Here is a 1280-nt window from a genome sequence, read left to right as displayed (position 1 = left end):
GTTGAGCAGCCTCATCTGACTGGTTCAATTTGATTGTTAGTGCATCATTGGCCTGTGATCCATTGAGATGATGGTTTCGGGAGCTGACGGGCGGTAGCCCAGTGCACTGTGGGGACGTTTTGTGTTGTAGTGTTTCCTCCATTGTTCGATCAGGATTTGAGCTTCGCGCAAGCTGTAGAAGATCTCACCGTTGAGCAGCTCATCCCTGAACCGGCCATTGAAGCTTTCGCAATATCCGTTCTCCCACGGGCTCCCAGGTTCGATGTAAGCCGTCTTGGCGCCAACGGCGGCGATCCAGTCTCGGACCGCCTGGGCGACAAATTCCGGCCCATTGTCAGAACGTATGAAACTGGGCGCGCCGCGAAGTATGAACAGGTCTGTCAGAACGTCGATTACATCGGTCGAGTTCAGTTTCCGCTCGACCCTGATTGCCAAGCATTCCCGGCTGTACTCATCAAGGATGTTCAGCGTCCTGAAGGCTTTGCCGTCGTCGATTCGACAATGAACGAAGTCATACGACCAAACATGGTTGCGATACTCTGGCCGTAGCCGAACGCATGAGCCGTCATTTAGCCAGAGCCGCCCTTTCTTCGGTTGTTTCACTGGCACTTTCAGCCCCTCTCGTCGCCAAAGCCGTTCAACCCGCCATCGCTGACAGACCATCCAGCCTCTCTCAGCAGCGCAGCGATCCTGCGATAGCCATATCGGCCGTACTGTCGGGTCAACTCGATCATGTCGGCCACCAGTCGGCCTTCGTCTGCGCGACCTTGTGGGGCGCGCCGTTGCGTGGACCGGTGTTGCCCCAGAACGCGACAGGCGCGTCTCTCGGAAACGTTCAGCTGGTTGCGTACATGATTAATACAAGCACGACGGCGAGCGGGGCTCAGTAGGGCTTCGCGTTCAGGGTTGGCAAACCATCCACGGGATGGTTTGCTAACCGCCCTTCATCCTTTGTGGCTTCCGTCAGGATCAGTTTGTCCAGCGTCAGATCTGAAACTGCGCGCCTCAGCCGCTCGTTCTCTTTCTGAAGCCGTTTCAGTTCCTTCAATTGATCAACACCCATTCCGCCGTACTTCTTCCGCCAGCGGTAATAGGTTTGCTCAACAACTCCGATCTGTCTGATCACATCAAGACGGGACATGCCTTGACCCATCAGAACTTCAACTTGCCGTAACTTCGAGACAATCTCTTCCGGCTTCGGTCTCTTGTTTGCCATTCTAGGTCCTCCGTTTCCTAAACATAACGGGGGACCAGTTCAGTTGGGGAGGCTCAGCGGCTGG

The 1280-nt window shown here is 55.3% G+C and carries 1 pseudogene; it reads right to left on the bottom strand.

The features are described from left to right. Positions 1-36: 36 nt before the first annotated feature. A pseudogene (locus AC2FIM_RS20265) lies at positions 37-1216 on the bottom strand (IS3 family transposase). Between the last annotated feature and the right edge of the window lie 64 nt (positions 1217-1280).

The sequence above is a fragment of the Ruegeria sp. CDSC052 genome (assembly GCF_059610685.1).
Note: the sequence above shows the minus strand (reverse complement) of the source record. Positions and strands in the feature narration are given on the sequence as shown.